Origin of the sequence: Streptomyces sp. CA-181903 (assembly GCF_050937075.1) — a bacterium.
Lineage (GTDB): Bacteria > Actinomycetota > Actinomycetes > Streptomycetales > Streptomycetaceae > Streptomyces.
In genome coordinates this window covers 4471620-4489165 of sequence record NZ_JBNJLY010000001.1, presented here as the reverse complement: position 1 = coordinate 4489165, position 17546 = coordinate 4471620, and the positions used below count along the sequence as shown (strand labels likewise).

The window sequence follows — 17546 nt, the reverse complement described above, 5'->3', positions numbered from 1 at the left end:
GGCCCCCGGCCCCTACAGCACGGTCCCTACAGCACGTCGTCCAGGATCCCCATCCACTGCTCCACGACCCGGCGCCGCCGCGCCCCGTCGTCCGTGAGGAGCGAGGCGAGGCCCAGGCCGCGGGCCATGTCGAGCAGGCCCTGGACGGTCTCCCGGACGCCCGGTTCCTTCTCGTTGGCGCCGAGCAGTTCGACGGCCATCCGGTGCGCCTCGCGGCCGATGCGCGCCTCCAGTTCGACGACGCGCGGGCGCAGCGGTTCCTCGGTCGCCGCGGCCACCCAGAGGTGGAGGGCGGCGCGGAAGAGGGGGCCGGTGTAGAGGTCCACCAGCTCGGTGACGGCGAGGTACCGGCGGGCCGGGCCGACGATGGGCGCCGCGCTCTCGACGAGCGCGCGGAGGGCCGCCGACTGCTGCTCGGCCACGTACTCGACAGCCGACGTGAACAGGTCCTCACGGGTGGGGAAGTGGTGCTGGAGGGCACCGCGCGAGACGCCCGCCCGTTCGGCCACCACGGTGACCGTCGAGCCCGTCCAGCCGTACTCGGCGAGGCAGTCGACTGCGGCGTCCATGACCCGGCGGCGGGTGGCCCGGCCGCGGCTCTGGCCGGTGGTGTCGGTGGTCACTGTCGCCACGCGGGGCGCCTCCGTTCCAGGAAGGCGGCGATGCCCTCGCGCGCCTCGTCCGTCGCGAACAGCCGCTCCGACAGCGCCACGAGCCGTTCCGTATCGCGCTCGAACGCGGCCCGGACATCCGCCGTGACCAGGCGTTTCGACTCGGCGACGCCCTGCGGGGAGGCCCCCCGCAGGGCGTCGAGGACGGTCTCCAGGGCCGCGCCGACGTCCGGCACCGCCACCGTCGCCAGGCCGGCGCGCACCGCCTCGTGGGCGTCGAACGTCTCGCCGGTGAGGTAGTAGCGGCCCGCCGCGCGCGGGTCGAGCCGGGGCAGCAGCGGCAGCGAGATCACCGCCGGGGTGAGACCGAGCCGGGCCTCGGTGAACGCGAACGTGGCGCCCTCCCCCGCTATCGCGATGTCGCAGGCGCCGACGAGGCCGAGGCCGCCGGCCCGGACGTGCCCGTCGACGCGCGCGACCACCGGCTTCGGCAACTCGACGATCTCCCGCAGCAGAGCGGCCAGTTCGGCGGCGCCCGGCGGTTCCTCCAGGTCGGCGCCCGCGCAGAAGGTGCCGCCGGTGTGCGTGAGGACGACGGCTCGGGTGCCCGGGTCGTCGTCCGCGCGGGCGAGCCCGGCGCGGAGCCGGTCGATCACGGTGGCGGAGAGGGCGTTGCGGCGGGCGGGGCGGTCGAGGGTGAGGGTGGTGACGCCGCCGGCGGTTCCCAGGTGTACGGGCATGGCCTCTCCAGTCTCCCGGTACGCCCCGGGTCGTACGGACGAACGGTACGTGGTTCAGTACGACTTGGGCAGCCCGAGTGACCGGTGGGACACATAGTTGAGGATCATCTCCCGGCTCACCGGTGCCACACGCGCCACCCGCACCGCCGTGAGGAGCGCGGCGAGGCCGAACTCCTTGGTGAGACCGTTGCCGCCGAGGGTGTGCACGGCCCGGTCCACCGTGCGGACGGCGACCTCGGCCGCCGCGTACTTGGCCATGTTCGCCGCCTCCCCCGCGGCCGCGTCGTCGCCCGCGTCGTAGAGCCCGGCGGCCCGGTGCGTCATCAACCGGGCGAGTTCGATGCCGATGTGGGCGTCGGCGAGCGGGTGCGCGACGGCCTGATGGGCGCCGATGGGCCGGTCCCAGACCTGCCGGACGCGGGCGTACTCGACGGCCATGCGGAGCGCGTACCGGGCCAGCCCGAGGGCGAACGCGGCGGTCATCACACGCTCCGGGTTCAGCCCCGCGAAGAGCTGGAGCAGCCCGGCGTCCTCGTCGCCGACGAGCGCGTCGGCCGGCAGCCGCACGTCGTCGAGGACGAGCTCGAACTGACGGATGTCACCGGAGAGTTCCATGGGGATGGGGTTGCGGTGGAAGCCGGGTGCTTCGCGGTCGACGACGAAGAGACAGGGCTTGAGCCGGCCGGTCGCGGCGTCCTCGGTGCGCCCCACGATCAGGGTCGCGTCGGCGACGTCCACGCCGGACACGAACACCTTGCGGCCGGTGAGCAGCCAGTCGCCCTTGTCGCGGCGGGCGGTGGTGGTGATGCGGTGGGAGTTGGAACCGGCGTCGGGCTCGGTGATCCCGAAGGCCATGCGCGTCGCACCGGACGCGAGCCCCGGGAGCCATCGCCGCTTCTGTTCGTCGGTGCCGAAGCGGGCGATGACCGTGCCGCAGATGGCGGGCGACACCACCATGAGGAGAGGCGGATTGCCGGCGGCCGCCAGCTCCTCCAGCACAATGGCGAGTTCGACGATGCCGGCGCCACCGCCCCCGTACTCCTCGGGCAGGTTCACCCCGAGGTATCCGAGCTTGCCGGCCTCCGCCCAGAGCTCGTCCGGGGAGAGCGAACGCGCCCCGAGCGCGGCGACCGCGGCGCGCAGCGCTTGCTGCTCGGCGGTGCCGTGCGGGGCGTGAGAGGGATGGGAGGTGTGAGGGGTACGGGGGGTGCGAGGGGCCGTGGAGCCGTGCGGGGTGGTGGTCATGGCTTTGCCTCCTCGGGAGGGACGGGAGGGGCGGGAGGGTGTGGAGGTGTCGGGGATGTTGGGGATGCGGGCGTTGAGGGGGTGGGTGAGGGCTTGTCCGGTGCGGGTGTGGGGTTGTCCGATACGGGCGCGGGTTCGCTTGATGCGACTGGGGGCTTGTCCGGTGCAGCCGAGGGCTTGTCCGGTACGGGTGTGGGTTTGTCCGGTACGGGCATAGGCTCGCCCGGTGCGGCCGGGAGCTTGTCCGGTACGGGCGGGAGCTTGTCCGGTACGGCCGTAGGCTCACCCGGCGCGGCCGACAGCTTGTCCGGTGCGGCTCGGGGCTTGTCCGGTGCAAGCGGGCGCATGTCCGACGGCGTACCCGTCGACCTGTCCGGTCGGGCCAGAGGTTTGTCCGGCGCGGACGAGTGCGCGCCGGACAACAACCTGCCCGACGCGGACGCCGACTTGTCCGACGCGGACTTGCGGTCGTCCGGCCGCATCGGCGGTTCACCCCCGGTGTGACGACGGCGAGCAGGTCACCGGTGGACACCTGGCGGCCCACGGTCGCGTGCAGGGCGGTGAGGGTGCCGTCGGCGGGGGCCGTCACGCGGTGTTCCATTTTCATGGCCTCCAGCCAGAGCAGCGGCTGCCCGGCCACCACTTCCCGTCCGGGCGCGACGCCCTCGGCGACCCGGACGACCGTGCCCGGCATGGGTGCGTGCAGCGAACCGGGTGACACGGACGGAGCCGGGTCGGGGAAGCGGGGCAGGACGGTGAACGACCAGGCGCCCGACGGCCCGTCCACGTACGCCGAGCCGTCGTGGAACGCGACCGCGTACGGCCGCCGGACGCCGTGGGGCGTCTCCAGGACCACTCGGGCGCCGCGGGCGTCACCGGCCCTCGGCCGGTCCGCCGGTGCCCGCTCCACCGCGCACAGCCGCGGCGCCTCCGGTCCGGCCGGTTCCACCAGGCCCCCGTCGCGGCCGACGCGGTAGCGGACCTCGTACTCCGTCCCGTCCGGCTCCGACCGGAACCGTTTCACCTGCGGCCCGGACGGAACGTTCCGCCACCCGCCGAACGGCGACCGCCCCCACGCGTCGGCGAGCGCGGCGGCGAGGGCCGCGTACCTGGTGTCCTCCTCATACAAGGTGCCGTCCGTGACGCCGAGTTCGGCGAGGCGGCGGTCGTAGAAGTCCGTTCCCGCTCCCCCGGCGGTGAACTCCGGGTGCCGCAGCGTGCGGACGAGGAGGGCGCGGTTGGTGACCGGGCCGTGGATGCGGGCGCGTTCGAGGGAGCGGGCGAGGAGCCGCAGGGCCGCCGCGCGGTCGGCGGCGTGGGCGACGACCTTGGCGAGCAGCCCGTCGTAGTACGGGCTGACGTCGTCGCCGGGCCCGACGCCGAGGTCGACGCGCAGCCCGCCGACGCCGCCGGGCCACAGGCCCGCGTCCGCGCCCGGGCCGCCCACGAGCCCCGCATCACCCCGGATCCCCGGGTGCGGCCCGCCCGCCCCGTCGTCGGCAACCGCACCCGCGTCCGCGCCCGCGCCCGCCACCAGCCCGTTCCCCCGTCCCGCCCCGCCCCCGAGACCCACGCCCCGCACCCCGCACCCGAAGCCCCCCGCCGACGCCCCCTCGAACGTCACCTCACGCACCACACCCGTCCACGGCCGCCACTCCCGCGCCGGATCCTCCGCGTACAGCCGCGCCTCGACCGCGTGCCCGTGCGGCACAGGGGCTCGCCCTCCAGCCGTCCGCCCTCCGCGACCCGCAGTTGCAGGGCGACCAGGTCGACCCCGTACACGCACTCCGTGACCGGATGCTCCACCTGGAGCCGGGTGTTCATCTCCAGGAACCACGGCCGCCCGTCACGCCCGATCAGGAACTCCACCGTTCCCGCTCCCTCGTACCCGACCGCGCGGGCGAGTGCGGCGGCGTGCGTGCACAAGGCGTCCGCCGGCCCGGCGGGCAGGCCGGGTGCCGGCGCCTCCTCGACGATCTTCTGGTGGCGGCGCTGGAGGGAGCAGTCGCGGGTGCCGAGGGTCCAGACCGTGCCATGGGCGTCGGCCACGACCTGCACCTCGACGTGGCGCCCGCCCGTCACATACGGCTCCACGAACACCGTGCCGTCCCCGAACGCGGCGGCCGCCTCCGCGCCGGCCGACGCCAAGGCGCCCTCCAGCGCACCGAGTTCGCGTACCACGCGCATGCCCCGGCCGCCCCCGCCCGCCGCCGCCTTGACGAGGACGGGCAGGTCGGCGGGGCGGACGACGGCCGGGTCGAGGGGCGCGAGCACCGGGACACCGACGCCGGCCGCGATCTCCTTGGCGCGGGTCTTCGACGCCATGGCCTCCATCGCCTCGGGAGGCGGCCCGATCCACACCAGTCCCGCCGCCCGCACCGCCCGCGCGAACGCGGCGCTCTCCGACAGGAATCCGTACCCCGGATGCACCGCATCCGCCCCCGCCGCGACGGCGGCCCGCACGAGCAGGTCGGCCCGCAGGTAGGTGTCGGCGGACGCGGTGCCGGGCAGGCGGACGGCCGTGTCGGCCGCGCGGACGTGCAGCGCCCCGGCGTCCGCGTCGGAGTGGACGGCGACGGTCGCGATGCCGAGCGCGCGGCAGGTGCGGACGACGCGGCAGGCTATCTCGCCCCGGTTGGCGACGAGCACGGTCTCGATCACGGTCACCCCTCCCCGGCGGGGACGTCACATGCGGAAGATCCCGAAGCCGCCCCGGACCCCTTCCACCGGTGCGCCGTACACCGCCTCCAGGCACAGTCCGAGCACGGTCCGGGTGTCGCGCGGGTCGATGACCCCGTCGTCGTACAGCCGCCCGGAGAGGAACAGCGGCAGCGATTCCGCCTCCACCTGCCGTTCCACCGCCTCGCGCAGCCCGGCGTCGGCCTCCTCGTCGTACGGCAGCCCCTTCTCGGCCGCCGACGCGCGGGCGACGATCGACAGGACGCCGGCGAGCTGTCTGGGCCCCATGACGGCGGCGCGGGCGCTGGGCCAGGTGAAGAGGAACCGGGGGTCGTACGCCCGCCCGCACATCCCGTAGTGGCCGGCGCCGTAGGAGGCGCCGAGGAGGACGGAGAGGTGCGGCACCCGGGAGTTCGACACCGCGTTGATCATCATGGCGCCGTGCTTGATGATGCCGCCGCGTTCGTAGTCCCGGCCGACCATGTAGCCGGTGGTGTTGTGCAGGAAGAGGAGCGGGATGTCCCGCTGGTTGGCGAGCTGGATGAACTGCGCGGCCTTCTGCGACTCGGCGCTGAAGAGGACGCCCCGCGCGTTGGCGAGGATCCCGACCGGCCGGCCGTGCAGCCGGGCCCAGCCGACGGTCAGCCCGGCGCCGTAGAGCGGTTTGAACTCGTCGAAGTCCGAGCCGTCGACGATACGGGCGATCACCTCGCGCGGGTCGAACGGCACCCGGAGATCGCCGGGGACGATGCCCAGCAGCTCGTCCGGGTCGTAACGGGGCGGTTCGGACGGCCAGGGGGCGGCGGCCGCGGGCGGGTGGTGGAGGCGGGCGACGATGCGGCGGGCCTGCCGGAGGGCGTCGTACTCGTCGACGGCGAAGTGGTCGGCGAGACCGGAGACGCGCGCGTGCATGTCCGCGCCGCCCAGCGACTCGTCGTCGGCCTCCTCCCCCGTGGCCATCCGCACCAGCGGCGGCCCGCCGAGGAACACCTTGGCGCGCTCCTTGACCATGACGACGTGGTCCGACATGCCCGGGACGTACGCGCCGCCGGCCGTCGAGTTGCCGAAGACGACGGCGACGGTGGGGATGCCGGCCGCGGAGAGGCGGGTAAGGTCGCGGAAGAGGGCGCCGCCCGGGACGAAGATCTCCTTCTGACCGGTGAGGTCCGCGCCGCCGGACTCCACCAGACTGATCACCGGCAGCTGGTCGGCGCGGGCGATCTCGTGCGCGCGGAGCGCCTTCCGCAGCGTCCACGGGTTGCTCGCCCCGCCGCGCACGGTCGGGTCGTTGGCGCTGATCAGGCAGGTGACGCCGGAGACCGTGCCGATGCCGGTGACGAGCGAGGCGCCGACCGCGTACTCGGTGCCCCAGGCGGCCAGGGGCGACAGTTCCAGGAACGGCGTGTCCGGATCGAGCAGCGACTCGACGCGCTCGCGCGGCAGGAGCTTCCCCGGGCGCGGTGCCGGGCCGCGTACTTCTCACCGCCGCCCGCGACCGCCTGGGCGTGGGCGGCCTCGACCTCGGCGAGACGGTCGAGCATGGCGGCCCGGTTGGCCGCGTAGTCCGGGCCGTCGGTGTCCAGCCGGGAGGTCAGGACGGTCACAGCAGCACCTCCGGTATCTCCGTGTACCGGGCGCGCAGCCACTCCCCCACGCCCTTGCCCTGCGGGTCGAAGCGGACGTTCTCCGCGACGCCGCGCCCGAGGAGGCCGTCGACGACGAAGTTGAGGGCACGGAGGTTGGGGAGGACGTACCGTGTGATCTCCAGCGTGGCCGTTTCGGGCAGGAGTTGGCGGAAACGGTCGACGGTGAGCGTGTGCGCCAGCCATCGCCACCCGTCCTCGTCCCGCGCCCAGACCCCGACGTTGACGCTGCCACCCTTGTCTCCACTGCGCGCACCCACGACGCGCCCCAGGGGCACACGGCGCACGGGCCCGGCGGGCAGCGGTTCCGGGAGCGCGGGGTGGGGTGGGGGTGGTGGCGCGTCGGCGGGAGGTGGGGGCGGCGGGACGTCGGCGGGGAGCGCGGGCGGGAGTGCGTCGGCGAGCCGCGCGGGTGGGAGGACTTCGGCGGGCCGCTCGGGCGGGGGTGCGTCGGCGAGCCGCGCGGGTGGGAGGACTTCGCCGGGCCGCGCGGGCAGGGGCGTGCCGACGGTCCGCGCGGGTGGAGGGACGTTGCCGGTCTGCTCGGGTGCGGGTCCGTCGGCGGTCCGCACGGGCGGAGGCGCGTCGGCGAGCCGCTCGGGCGGGGGCCCGTCGACGGTCCGCGCAGGCGGCGGGACGTCGTCAGACCGCGCAGGCGGCGGCGCGTCGGCAGGACGTGCGGGCGGCGGCGCGTCGGCAGGACGTGCGGGCGGCGGGAGGATGGGGACGCGCGTCCCGTCCGGCAGGACGGCGACGTGCCGGACGGTTGCGGGATCCACGGGCACGGACTCGAACGTCCCGTAGGGGGAACCCGGACCGGGTGGCGCGGTCAGGTGCAGCCCCGGCACGCTCGCCAGCGCCAGTTCGACGGCCGCCGCGCCGACCGCCCGCCCGACCGCCTCCGGGTCCGGGTCGTGCACCACCAGCCTCAGCAGCGCGCTCGCCTCCTCCTGGACGGCCGCGTCGGGGTGGTCCGTACGGGCCAGGTTCCAGCGGACGGACGCGGGCCGGCGGCGGGCGAACGCGGCCTCCATCTGCGCGCGGACCAGCCGCGCCTTGGCCTCGATGTCCAGGCCGGTGAGGACGAACACGACCTCGTTGCGCAGCCCGCCCAGCCGGGTCAGCCCCGCCTTGAGCGACGCCGGCGGCGGCTCGCCCCGGACCCCGTCGATCCGCACCCGGTCCGGACCGTCCTGCGTCAGCCGGACGGTGTCGAGCCGGGCCGTCACGTCCGGGCCCGGGTAGCGGGCACCCTGCGTCTCGTACAGCAGTTGGGCGGTGACGGTCCCGACGGTGACCGCACCCCCGGTGCCGGAGTGCTTGGTGATCAACGAGCTGCCGTCAGGGTGCACTTCGGCGATCGGGAAGCCGGGACGACGGATGTCGTGCTCGCGGAAGAACGCGTAGTTCCCGCCGGTCGCCTGCGCCCCGCACTCCAGCACATGCCCGGCGACGACGGCGCCCGCGAGGGCGTCGTACGCCCCCGGCCGCCACCCGTAGTGGGCGGCCGCCACCCCGCTGACCAGCGCGGCGTCCGTGACCCGGCCGGTCACGACGACATCCGCCCCGGCTCGCAGACAGGCGGCGATCCCGGCCCCGCCGAGGTAGGCGTTGGCAGTGAGCACGCCGGGGCCCCAGTCACGGGTGGGGAGCAGATCGTCGCCGGTGACGTAGGCGACGCGGGTGCCGGTCCCGAGCCGCTCGGCCAACTCCCGCACGTGGCCCGCCAACCCGGCGGGATTGAGCCCGCCCGCGTTGGCGACGATCCGTACACCGCGCTCGGCGGCCATCCCCAGGCAAGTTTCCAGCTGGCGCAGAAACGTGCGGGCATAACCCCGCTCCGGGTCCTTCAGCCGGTCGCGGCCGAGGACGAGCATGGTCAGTTCGGCGAGGTAGTCCCCGGTGAGCACGTCCAGGGGGCCGCCGGTGAGCATCTCCTCCATCGCGTCGAAACGGTCACCGTAGAAGCCGGAGGCGTTCCCGATCCTCAGCACGTTGGGGAGCGTTGCAGCGCCTTGGAAAACAAGCAAGCATGCTTGCTCGATTTCCGGCCGGTCCGATCCGGCGGCGGACGGCACGTAAACGCTGACCCGCAACATCCGGTGGCGCACGGCGGCTTGAGACCCGTAGGCCGACTTGGCCGGTTCCGGTGCCGCCCGGCGGGACGGCTGGCGACCGGACGGACGGGTGAGCGGGCGCGCGGGCGCGGAGGCGTCCGTCCAGTGATCCGCAGGACGACCCCAAACCGGGCCGGAAAGGGACAGCTCGCCCCCGGGATCGTCGCGCGCACCTCACCCTCACGGCCGCCGCCGCGAACGCCCCCGATCGAGCCGGCGCGTTCGAGACCGAACGGGATCGTGGCACGACGTACGGCATGACGACGAACCGAAAGGTCCATGCCGCGTAGCCGGCCGGGACACGTCCGGGCCGGCCTTCCCCGCCACCGGAAACCGGAAGCGAGCACAGTCATCGACGGCTTCTCCTCGCGCGCGCTGTCCGACATCTCCCGTCTTGAGCGCAGCCGAAACTACCTGCGGCCGGGCGACGTCAGCGCGGCCATGCGCCTGTGGAAGGACTACGTCCACCGCCCCGAGCGCCGATTGTGGGATGACCACGAGTGGGGAAACGCGGACTGGTACTGCTGCGGCGACCCCTTCGAGGCGCGCGTTCTCCTCGATGCCGTGATGCAGGCCATGCCGCCTCGTAACGCCCGGGAACTCCGCCGGGTCGTCGATCGATTCGACGCCGTCTGGAACCGGCCGTCACCGCCGTACGAGGTGGACGACGCTTGAAGTGGGCGACGCTTGAAGAACGAGCCGGCCGACCTCGACGGGCAGGTCCTGCGGGCCCCGGGCCGGGCGGGTGAGGGTCGTAGCCGGCATCGGTCACGAGGGCGACACTCGACCCGCCCAACTGCCGCACTTCGCAGCCGCGATGCCCCGTACGACGACATGGCGGAGCTGGGCGGCGGTGGCAACGCGGCGAGATCCACGACCTGAACCTGACGGCTTCCGGGAGGCGGCGTCCGCCCGGACACCCGGTCAGCGAAGGGCAGACGAGCGGTCCACCAAGTGAGCGTGGCCGGCCGCCCGTTCGCGTACGGATAGCTACCGGACGGCGGAAACGGCCGATCACCGGCGCCTACGGCGCCGCTGTCTGCATACCGATCAAGGATGCGCTGGGATGTCGTCGTTGTCGGTGATGCCGCCGGCGGGCCGCCATGACTCATGGGAGATCTCGCGGCAGATCAGTCCGTCGCGCAGCTGGAAGGCGCCGAGCTTGCGCACGGACAGCTTCGCGCCGACAGGAAAGTCGAGCCCTGGGATCCGGTCTCCGGTGATCGTGACGGACAGGAGCTTGTCATTGAAAACCCACTCCTCCGTGGCGATCTGCCGCAGAAGGGTGGTGGAGTGGATGTCCAGCGACTCGAACAGAACGCGGTAGTTCTCGGCGATCCGGTCCTTGCCGCGCAGGACCACGCCCCGGGCCGGGGCTTCCCACACGACGTCGTCGGTGTACAGGGCGAGCGCGGCTTCGATGTCGCGCGCTTCGCGGTCCAGGTGGGAGGCTACGACCTCGATGTTCCTGCGTATGGCGTCGCCTTGGTTCCCGATCGTGCGGTCAGACACGCTTGCCTCCGGTCGCTCGATGGAACAGCGAGGCGGCCACGGGCCCCTCGCGGTATCGGGGCACGAGCATCGCCACCACGGTAGGACCACCCTCCCGGCCTGCTGAGTCCCGAACCGGTCAACGTCTTTGTCCCCCGATGACAACCGAGAGCTTGAAGAGCGACACGGGGACATGCGGAGACGGTCTCGCACGGAAGTTGAAATCGGCATGCATGGCAACGGCGCACCGGCCTGGACTCGATTAGCCCAAGGTGCGGAAGCAGGACTCGACGAAGCACATCGGCGAAAGGGTCCGCATGCGGCCACGGCGCGGCACCCGGAGAGAAGTCGAGCCCGCCCCCCGAAACACCTCTACTGACGAAACAGAGCACGCGATGTTGACGCCGTTGCGTTCGCCTCACCGTCGGCGCATCTCCGGGCTGCCACCCGGGTCATGGTCCGAACGCGGCCTGAACAGGGTGCCCCTCATGGGCTCGCCCCCTTCGCGATGTCGGGCCCGCCCATCCGACGCTGCCTGCGACTTGGCTGCCTTCCGGGTCGCCTGACGGACAAGTGGGCGCAGCCCCTTCGGTTCGTCCCGACGCGCGGCGAGATGTGGCGCAGGACCATAGGGGTCACCGGTGAACGCTTGCAACCTGTCTGGCAACTTCATGTACCGGCTAGACCCGCCAGATGGCACACGCGAGACTGTGCCGCAAGCCCAGGAGAAGGAGCGAGAGCGGCATGCCACCAAGGACGGCGCCCACTGCGCGGCAACAGCGGATCGGCGCCGAGTTGCGCAGGATGCGGGAGCAAGCAGGCTTGAACGTCGCCGAAGCCGGGCGCCTGATCAGCGCGGACCGCAGCCGCATCAGCAACATCGAGGCCGGGCGGCTCGGCGTGAGCGCGGAGCGCATCCGCACATTCGCCGACCTCTACGCCTGCCCGGACGGCGCATTCGTTGAGACCTTGGTAAGGATGGCAGAGGAGCGCCACAAGGGTTGGTGGGAGCAATTCCGGGGAACCCTGGCCACCACCATGCTCGACCTCGCGGAGTTGGAATATCACGCCACGAGCTTGACTGTTATGCAGTTCGCGTACATCCCGGGGCTCCTGCAGACCGAGGAATATGCGGCAAGCCTCTTTCGAAACACCGTTCCGCCGCTCAGCTCAGTGGAGGTGGAACGCCGCGTATCGCATCGAATGAGCCGAAAGTGTGTGATGCAGCGCACTCCCGCGACACCGTGCACCTTCGTGATCCATGAAGCAGCGCTGCGGATGATCCATCCCGGCAAGGAGGGTCAGCTCCGACAATTGGACCGGCTACTGGAAATGAGCACCCACGGCGGCATCACCATTCACGTGATCCCCTTTTCCCATGGTTCGTTCCCGGGAGCCAACAGCTCCTGCACCTACGCGGCAGGCCCTGTTCCGCGCCTGGATACCGTACAGATCGACACCGCGCACGGATCGCTCTTTCTGGACACCGACGAGCACCTCGAAAACTACCGGTGCATCCTGCGGCACGCCAAAAAGACCGCCCTTTCCCCGAAGGGTTCCCGGGATTTCATCCGCAGCATCGCGAATCAATTGTGAAGGCAAGGCATTCAGATGTCGGAAGCGAAGTGGCAGAAGTCTTCCTTTTCCAACGACAGAGACGAGTGCATAGAGTTGGCGAGGAAGGTCCCCGGCGAAGTGCTGATCCGCGAGAGCGACGTGCCGGACGTGACCATCAAGGCGTCCCGCGCCCAACTGCGCACCTTCATCTCCGGCGTCAAGGCCGGTTGGTCTAGTCACCCGATTTAGCGGTCCAGCAGGCTTGCTCGCCCTCCATCTGTGCAGGTGGGGGGCCTTTGTCATATGCCGGTGCAACCGTTCACCGGTGAACCCTTGCACCGGCTCTCCGCGCGCCGCTACCTTCCGTACGTCGCCACTGCTCCGGACGGTGCCAGCCACGCAGCAGCACTCGGCTGCGCGCTAATGGCAGTTCGGGTAAACACACTGCCGGGACCTCTCGTTCGCCACTCTCCCGCCAACGGAACATCCACCCCGCGCAAGGAAGAGAGCCATGCCCCCCACCCCCCACATCGCCGGCCTCGCGCACCTCACCGACGCCGAAGGCCGTCTCCTCATGCTCAAGACCGCGGACGGCAGTTGGCGGCTGCCCGGCGGACCGGCGCTTCCGAACGAGTCGGCCCGGAACGCGATGACCTACCACGTACGCCGGGACCTGCACATCCGGGTCGAACCCCGGTTCGTCCTCGGCATGGAGCCGATCGTGGGCACCGGCTCCACCGCCTACCTGTTCGCGTGCGACAACCTGCAAGCGGACGACATCGCAGGCATCCAACTGCCGGGCGTCCGCTCGGACATCACCGCCTTCGCGTTCGTGACCTACCCCGGCATCGCCGAAGGCGTGAGCCCACACGAACACCTCCTCATTACCGGTGCGGCAATGGCCTTGAGGACGTCGGACGGCGGCTGAGAAGCCTCCACAGGCGGAGGACGAGTCGTCACGGCCGGCGGGCCGGCCGGTGATGTCGGCCGGGTCCAGGCCCGTGACACGGTGTCGCGCGCGACCGCCCGCAAACACCGCCGGTTCGACCACAACGCTGTGAAAGCCGATGCCAAAGACTCGTCGTAGGCCCGGCAGTGGCCCGGGCTACCGGGAGACCGCCCCAGGACGCTGCTTGTAGAAGGACTCCTTCAGATAGGCGACTTCGTGCGGCTGGTAGGGCTCCTCCAAGTAGGCGGCCTCGTCTTCATCGAGTTCGACGTCCACTGCGGCGATCGCGTCGGCCAGCTGGGCCGGCTTGGTGACCCCGACGATCGGAGAGGTGACCACCGGGTTGCGCATGACCCAGGCCAGGGCGACCTGGGCCGGGGACAGACCCCGCTTGCCCGCGATCTCGTGGACGCGCTCGGCCACTGCCTGATCCCCGTCGCGGTAGAGGATCCTGCCGCCCTCGTCGGTCTCGGCACGCGCCGTGGCGGTGTCCCGGGCCCGGGTCAGCCTGCCCCGCGCCAGCGGGCTCCACGGGATCACGCCGATTCCCTGGTCGGCGCAGAGTGGGAGCATCTCCCGTTCTGCCTCCCGGTGGATGAGGTTGTAGTGGTCCTGCATCGACACGAACCGGGTCCAGCCGTTCAGGTCAGCCAGGTAGAGGGCCTTGCTGAACTGCCAGGCGTACATGGACGAGGCTCCGATATAGCGGACCTTCCCGGACCTGACCGCGTCGTGCAGCGCCTCTAGGGTTTCCTCGATCGGGGTGTCGTAGTCCCAGCGGTGGATCTGGTACAGGTCGATGTAGTCGGTCCCCAGTCGCTTCAGGGAGGCGTCGAGCTCGGCGAAGATCGCCTTACGGGACAGCCCGGCGCCGTTCGGACCGGGGCGCATCCGCATCCAGACCTTGGTGGAGAGAACGACCTCCTCGCGCCGGGTGAAGTCCTTGACCGCCTGGCCGACGATCTCCTCGCTGCTTCCGGCGCTGTACCCATTGGCCGTGTCAAGGAAGTTGACGCCGCCCTCAAGGGCCTGCTTGATGATCTCCCGGCTGGCATCCGCACCCAGCGACCAGGGCTCGCCGCCCCGGCCCGGCTCACCGAAGCTCATGCAGCCCAGGGCGATAGCGGAGACTTCCAGTCCGGTCGTGCCGAGTTTGACGTATCGCATGCCGCCGAACCTAGGAGTTGGAGTGCGCTCTAACGCAATACGTCTCGGTCTGGAATGCGGAGGCCCGGGGCACTACTCACCCCCACTCGACGGCGAACCGCCCTCGCGGGCCCGCCGCCACGACCGACTCACCGCCCGACCACTCAGAGATTCCGCTGACCGGGGGGGCGGATCGCGGCGCCCCTGACAGCGCAGGTCGTGCAGGGTGCGGTGAGGTAGCGGGCGCGGCTGTCAGGTGCGGGTGATGTGCTCATGAGCGGCTCAATGACAGTGGACTTGGCGGTGACCGAGCGCAGCCCTGACTTCCACAACCTGTGCGCTATCGCGCTTGCGCCGTCGAGTCCCCCTGTGACACGCGGGTGCCGGTGGCGTGCCGATGCGCCTTCGTGACAGCGGAGTCGACCGCTACCTCCCCGTCGATCCCGACTGCCACGTCGGCCCCGGCCTGGGCCTGGGCCTGGGCCGGGGCCGGGGCCGGGGCCTGCTGGAGACGGCGTCCCCAGGTTTCCGCCTCGATCTACGTGAGGTCGTCCTCACCACCGTCGAGGGCGCTGAACTCGTTGTACAGCTCTGGCGTCCCGGCCTGCCGCCAAAGACGTTCCGCCGCACGTGACCGTGTCCGGGTGGCCCTCGTGACCGCCCGGACACGTCCTGGTCGGCGCGACGTGACTTGGTGCCCGCCTTGTAGTCGAAAGCCGCTGGAAGGCCGACCGGTCGCAAGCGCTTCAACCACGTCGAATCGAATCGCCCGACTCTGATCCTGCGCCCGGGGTGGGCGGCCAGGGCCGGGGCACGATGGTTCTGCCGCGGCCTGGACTGACCGGATCGCTCCGTCACGATCAGGCACTCGCCCCCCCGAACGCCTAGAGCCGACAACGGCCACGACCACCCTCGCCGTATCAGGCGAGCTCCCCGGCCGCCGCTCCGGTGGCCTCTTTGCCGTGCGCTCCGGTTGGCGCGCGTCCGCTCTGGGTAGGGCGAGACGGTGCCGTGCCGTCCCGGAGGTGGGGGTCCGCAGTGAAGTTCCTCTTCGATGACGAATCCTTCTCCTTCGAGGCCCTGCGCACCGCGTGCTTCGCCGCGTACGGTGGGGCCGATCTCGGTGAGGTGACCGTCACCGCGCAGGCGATCCCGGACGGGGACGAGAGCGCCTGGTACCGACAGTGGCGGGCCACCGCCGCCCGCGTCCACGAGCGGGGTGACAAGGCGCTGGCGGCCGGGCAGCGCGTCGGTGGTCGCGAGGCGTTGCTGCGGGCGTCGAACTACTACCGGACGGCCGAGTTCTACCTGCGCGACGACCCGTTCGGAGACCACCGGGCGAAGGAGCTGGCGGCCCTCGCCCACACTACGTTCGCGACCGCCGCCGCGCACCTGGACACCCCCGTGGAGCGGGTCGCGATTCCGTACGAGGGCACCTCCCTGCCCGGTTACCTCTTCCTGGCGGACGACTCGGGTGAACCGCGCCCCACCGTCGTCTTCACCAGCGGGTTCGACTCGATCGTTGAGGAGGCGTACTTCGCCGTGGCGGCGTCCGCGCTGCGCCGCGGCTACCACTGCCTGGCCTACGACGGTCCGGGGCAGGGCGCCGCGCTGCGCGAGCGGCGGCTGTTCTTCCGCCCCGACTGGGAGGCGGTCATCACCCCCGTACTGGATCACGCCCTGACCCGCCCGGAGATCGACCCCGACCGCGTCGTCCTGTACGGCTACAGCTTCGGTGGTCAACTCGTGCCGCGAGCCGCGGCGTTCGAGCACCGCGCCGTCGCGCTCGTCCTCGACGGCGGCATCTACAGCTACTTCGACGCCACCACCCGGCCGCTCCCTCCGTGGCTGCTCCAATGGATACTGGACGGCCGGGACGACGACGCGGAACGCGTCCTGCGGATGGCGATGACGGGCAGCACCGCCCTGCGCTGGGCGCTGCGCCACGGCGTGTGGACGTTCGGCGCCGACTCGTTCGCCGACTACGTCCGCCGTTCGAGCGCCTACACGCTGGACGGCGTCGTCGGGCAGATCACCACGCCCGCGCTGATCTTCGATCCGGACGGCGACGCCTTCTTCAAGGGCGAGCCCGCCCGGCTGCACCAGGCCCTCCAGGGGCCGAGCACCCTCGTCACCCTTCCGGGGGCCGAAGGGCTCGGCGAGCACTGCGCGTACGGCGGTCGGTCCACTCTCCACCAGTACATGTACGACTGGCTCGACCAGACCCTCTGAGCGGCCCGGTACCCCGATCCTGGCGCCCTCTCTGTCCATGACCACGTCGTCTGTCCATGACCACGTCGAAGATCCCGATGGCAGGGAGTCCCCATGAGCACCGACGCGCGTCTCGAAGCCGGGCTCTCGCCGGAGAGGCTGGTCTTCTTCACCGATGCGATCTTCGCGATCGCGATGACCCTGCTGGCGGTGGAACTGAAGCATCCGGACGGACGGCAGCTCACGTCCGGACGGGCCTTGTGGGACTACCTGGCCGGCCAGCGGGACGCCTTCCTGGCGTTCGCGTTGGCGTTCGTGCTGCTCTGGTCGGTGTGGCGGCGGCATCACGAGCTGATGGACCGCGTCCGCCGGCTGTCCAGGGCGTTCGCGTTCTGGCACGCGCCTCTTCTGCTTCTGGTCGCCTTCCTGCCGTTTCCGACCGCGGTCATCGGCGCCTCGATCACCAATCCGATGGCGCAGACCCTGTTCGCGGGCACGATGGCCGCCATGGTGTGCTGCGAGGCGACGGTGAAGGAGATCGCCGTCGCCGCCGGCCTGATCGGCGACACCCCGGCCGCCACCCGTCGGCAGGCCGGCGCCTCCTGGTCGGTCGGCTTCTGGTTCGTCCTCAGCGGCGCTCTGGCCTGGGTGTTCACCTACGCCTACGTGATGTGGTTCTTCGCTCCGGCCGTCGCCGCCTGCGGCGCGTCCCTTCTGGGGCGCCTCCGCGCCGGACGGGCCTCGGTAGGGTAGGCGGATGTCTTCTGTACTTGTCGTCGGTTACGACCCCCAGGGCATACCCGGCGCCGACGGAACCGCTCTTCGCGCTGCCCTCGAAGCCGAGTTGGCCCGCTTCGGCGAGCACGGTATCGACGCGGCCATGGCGCTCGTCGTCTTCGACGAATCGGCCGAGCCGACGCTCGTCGCGTCGTTGACCGAGCGGCCATGGGACGTGGTCGTGATCGGCGGCGGAATCCGCAAGACCGAACAACTGCTGCCCCTCTTCGAGCAGATCACCAACCTGATCCGCCGATACTCCCCACAGGCCGCCATCGCGTTCAACAGCAACGGCGGGGACAGCGTCGAAGCGGCTCAGCGCTGGCTCTGAGCCACGCCGTCTCCCCGCGGCTGCCGCCCCTCGAACCCCTGTCGCGTGA

The 17546-nt window shown here is 71.6% G+C and carries 15 protein-coding genes and 3 pseudogenes; 9 read left to right on the top strand and 9 right to left on the bottom strand.

Annotated elements, in window-relative coordinates; genetic code table 11:
• Positions 1–26 precede the first annotated feature (26 nt).
• Genes ACQEVS_RS20210 through ACQEVS_RS20200 form a run of 3 tightly spaced genes read right to left on the bottom strand, consistent with a single transcriptional unit; the run spans position 27 to position 2596 of the window.
• Entirely contained in the window at positions 27–569 is a 543-nt protein-coding gene (locus ACQEVS_RS20210) for a TetR/AcrR family transcriptional regulator (protein WP_433027733.1), read from the bottom strand.
• A gap of 50 nt (positions 570–619) precedes the next feature.
• Positions 620–1351, bottom strand: a complete 732-nt coding sequence (locus ACQEVS_RS20205) for an enoyl-CoA hydratase family protein (RefSeq protein ID WP_433022302.1) — start codon at positions 1349–1351, stop codon at positions 620–622.
• 54 nt (positions 1352–1405) lie between these two features.
• Complete coding sequence (locus tag ACQEVS_RS20200; RefSeq protein WP_433022300.1) at positions 1406–2596, bottom strand: acyl-CoA dehydrogenase family protein; 1191 nt, start codon at positions 2594–2596, stop codon at positions 1406–1408.
• 345 nt (positions 2597–2941) lie between these two features.
• On the opposite strand from ACQEVS_RS20200, the gene ACQEVS_RS20195 reads away from it, so the two are divergent.
• The gene (locus tag ACQEVS_RS20195) at positions 2942–3100 is read left to right on the top strand and encodes a hypothetical protein (RefSeq protein ID WP_433022298.1); all 159 of its coding nucleotides are present in this window, start codon (positions 2942–2944) and stop codon (positions 3098–3100) included.
• Between the two features lie 61 nt (positions 3101–3161).
• Here ACQEVS_RS20195 and ACQEVS_RS20190 read toward each other — a convergent pair.
• The 4 genes and pseudogenes from ACQEVS_RS20190 to ACQEVS_RS20175 form a co-directional block, all read right to left on the bottom strand.
• Positions 3162–4043, bottom strand: a pseudogene (locus ACQEVS_RS20190) (biotin/lipoyl-containing protein); the annotation flags it as partial.
• Positions 4044–4214: 171 nt separating this feature from the next.
• A pseudogene (locus ACQEVS_RS20185) lies at positions 4215–5257 on the bottom strand (biotin carboxylase N-terminal domain-containing protein); the annotation flags it as partial.
• A 24-nt stretch (positions 5258–5281) separates the two neighbouring features.
• Positions 5282–6879: pseudogene (locus ACQEVS_RS20180) on the bottom strand (acyl-CoA carboxylase subunit beta).
• Positions 6876–8861: an acyclic terpene utilization AtuA family protein gene (locus ACQEVS_RS20175; protein ID WP_433027730.1), complete on the bottom strand. Its 1986-nt coding sequence runs from the start codon at positions 8859–8861 to the stop codon at positions 6876–6878. The pseudogene ACQEVS_RS20180 and the gene ACQEVS_RS20175 overlap by 4 nt, the downstream one beginning before the upstream one ends.
• 453 nt (positions 8862–9314) lie before the next feature.
• Between ACQEVS_RS20175 and ACQEVS_RS20170 the strand changes: the two genes are divergently transcribed.
• Positions 9315–9710: a hypothetical protein gene (locus ACQEVS_RS20170; RefSeq protein ID WP_433022296.1), complete on the top strand. Its 396-nt coding sequence runs from the start codon at positions 9315–9317 to the stop codon at positions 9708–9710.
• A gap of 375 nt (positions 9711–10085) precedes the next feature.
• Here the strand turns inward: ACQEVS_RS20170 and ACQEVS_RS20165 are convergent, their stop codons facing one another.
• On the bottom strand, positions 10086–10547 hold the full coding sequence (locus ACQEVS_RS20165; protein ID WP_433022294.1) for a nuclear transport factor 2 family protein: 462 nt from the start codon (positions 10545–10547) through the stop codon (positions 10086–10088).
• 723 nt (positions 10548–11270) lie between these two features.
• On the opposite strand from ACQEVS_RS20165, the gene ACQEVS_RS20160 reads away from it, so the two are divergent.
• From ACQEVS_RS20160 to ACQEVS_RS20150, 3 genes are all read left to right on the top strand, one after another.
• Positions 11271–12122: a helix-turn-helix domain-containing protein gene (locus ACQEVS_RS20160; RefSeq protein WP_433022292.1), complete on the top strand. Its 852-nt coding sequence runs from the start codon at positions 11271–11273 to the stop codon at positions 12120–12122.
• Between the two features lie 15 nt (positions 12123–12137).
• Positions 12138–12332: a DUF397 domain-containing protein gene (locus ACQEVS_RS20155; RefSeq protein WP_433022290.1), complete on the top strand. Its 195-nt coding sequence runs from the start codon at positions 12138–12140 to the stop codon at positions 12330–12332.
• 262 nt (positions 12333–12594) lie between these two features.
• Complete coding sequence (locus ACQEVS_RS20150) at positions 12595–13011, top strand: NUDIX hydrolase (RefSeq protein ID WP_433022288.1); 417 nt, start codon at positions 12595–12597, stop codon at positions 13009–13011.
• A gap of 177 nt (positions 13012–13188) precedes the next feature.
• On the opposite strand, the gene ACQEVS_RS20145 is transcribed toward ACQEVS_RS20150, so the two are convergent.
• Entirely contained in the window at positions 13189–14199 is a 1011-nt protein-coding gene (locus ACQEVS_RS20145; RefSeq protein ID WP_433022286.1) for an aldo/keto reductase, read from the bottom strand.
• A gap of 370 nt (positions 14200–14569) precedes the next feature.
• Between ACQEVS_RS20145 and ACQEVS_RS20140 the strand changes: the two genes are divergently transcribed.
• The 4 genes from ACQEVS_RS20140 to ACQEVS_RS20125 all read left to right on the top strand — a co-directional run bounded on the left by ACQEVS_RS20140 (position 14570) and on the right by ACQEVS_RS20125 (position 17497).
• Entirely contained in the window at positions 14570–14812 is a 243-nt protein-coding gene (locus ACQEVS_RS20140) for a hypothetical protein (protein WP_433022284.1), read from the top strand.
• A gap of 404 nt (positions 14813–15216) precedes the next feature.
• Positions 15217–16410, top strand: a complete 1194-nt coding sequence (locus ACQEVS_RS20135) for an alpha/beta hydrolase family protein (protein ID WP_433022282.1) — start codon at positions 15217–15219, stop codon at positions 16408–16410.
• A 93-nt stretch (positions 16411–16503) separates the two neighbouring features.
• Positions 16504–17142, top strand: coding sequence for a TMEM175 family protein (locus ACQEVS_RS20130; protein ID WP_433022280.1), 639 nt, complete (start codon positions 16504–16506; stop codon positions 17140–17142).
• A 4-nt stretch (positions 17143–17146) separates the two neighbouring features.
• Positions 17147–17497, top strand: a complete 351-nt coding sequence (locus ACQEVS_RS20125; protein ID WP_433022277.1) for a hypothetical protein — start codon at positions 17147–17149, stop codon at positions 17495–17497.
• The last annotated feature ends 49 nt before the right edge of the window (positions 17498–17546 follow it).

Bases quoted from the DNA above. Each gene is read 5' to 3' on its own strand.
- ACQEVS_RS20210 (WP_433027733.1), bottom strand. From the start codon at position 569: ATGGACGCCGCAGTCGACTGCCTCGCCGAGTACGGCTGGACGGGCTCG.
- ACQEVS_RS20150 (WP_433022288.1), top strand. From the start codon at position 12,595: ATGCCCCCCACCCCCCACATCGCCGGCCTCGCGCACCTCACCGACGCC.
- ACQEVS_RS20175 (WP_433027730.1), bottom strand. From the start codon at position 8,861: ATGGAGGAGATGCTCACCGGCGGCCCCCTGGACGTGCTCACCGGGGAC.
- ACQEVS_RS20155 (WP_433022290.1), top strand. From the start codon at position 12,138: ATGTCGGAAGCGAAGTGGCAGAAGTCTTCCTTTTCCAACGACAGAGAC.
- ACQEVS_RS20125 (WP_433022277.1), top strand. From the start codon at position 17,147: ATGTCTTCTGTACTTGTCGTCGGTTACGACCCCCAGGGCATACCCGGC.
- ACQEVS_RS20130 (WP_433022280.1), top strand. From the start codon at position 16,504: ATGAGCACCGACGCGCGTCTCGAAGCCGGGCTCTCGCCGGAGAGGCTG.
- ACQEVS_RS20195 (WP_433022298.1), top strand. From the start codon at position 2,942: ATGTCCGACGGCGTACCCGTCGACCTGTCCGGTCGGGCCAGAGGTTTG.
- ACQEVS_RS20205 (WP_433022302.1), bottom strand. From the start codon at position 1,351: ATGCCCGTACACCTGGGAACCGCCGGCGGCGTCACCACCCTCACCCTC.
- ACQEVS_RS20145 (WP_433022286.1), bottom strand. From the start codon at position 14,199: ATGCGATACGTCAAACTCGGCACGACCGGACTGGAAGTCTCCGCTATC.
- ACQEVS_RS20200 (WP_433022300.1), bottom strand. From the start codon at position 2,596: ATGACCACCACCCCGCACGGCTCCACGGCCCCTCGCACCCCCCGTACC.
- ACQEVS_RS20170 (WP_433022296.1), top strand. From the start codon at position 9,315: ATGCCGCGTAGCCGGCCGGGACACGTCCGGGCCGGCCTTCCCCGCCAC.
- ACQEVS_RS20160 (WP_433022292.1), top strand. From the start codon at position 11,271: ATGCCACCAAGGACGGCGCCCACTGCGCGGCAACAGCGGATCGGCGCC.